Below are 269 nucleotides of genomic sequence, written 5' to 3'. Positions count from 1 at the left end.
TCACCGAAGGTGGTCATGCCAACGATAGCACCGTTCAGGCCCACGTATTTGAACCAGTAGTCGGCGATGCCCGCTTCGATTGCCACGCGCGCAGAGACCGCTTTCGGCAGTACGGATTCACGGTAAGCCGCGTCCTGTTTGTCGAAGGCGTCAGTAGACGGCATGGATACCACACGCGCCTTCACGCCTTCAGCGGTCAGTTTTTCGTAAGCGGCAACGGCCAGCTCAACTTCGGAACCGGTCGCAATCAGGATGATCTGCGGCTGGCC

General features: G+C 59.1%; 1 protein-coding gene. It reads right to left on the bottom strand.

Going from position 1 to position 269, the window contains the following annotated elements:
- Positions 1-269: transketolase-like TK C-terminal-containing protein (locus ACH1XZ_RS23265; RefSeq protein ID WP_395597312.1), on the bottom strand; the 269-nt coding region annotated here is incomplete at both ends.

The organism is Kluyvera chengduensis (assembly GCF_044197065.1).
GTDB lineage: Bacteria > Pseudomonadota > Gammaproteobacteria > Enterobacterales > Enterobacteriaceae > Kluyvera > Kluyvera ascorbata_C.
The sequence above is the reverse complement of the archived record's forward strand: the minus strand, read 5'-3'. Positions and strand labels throughout refer to the sequence as shown.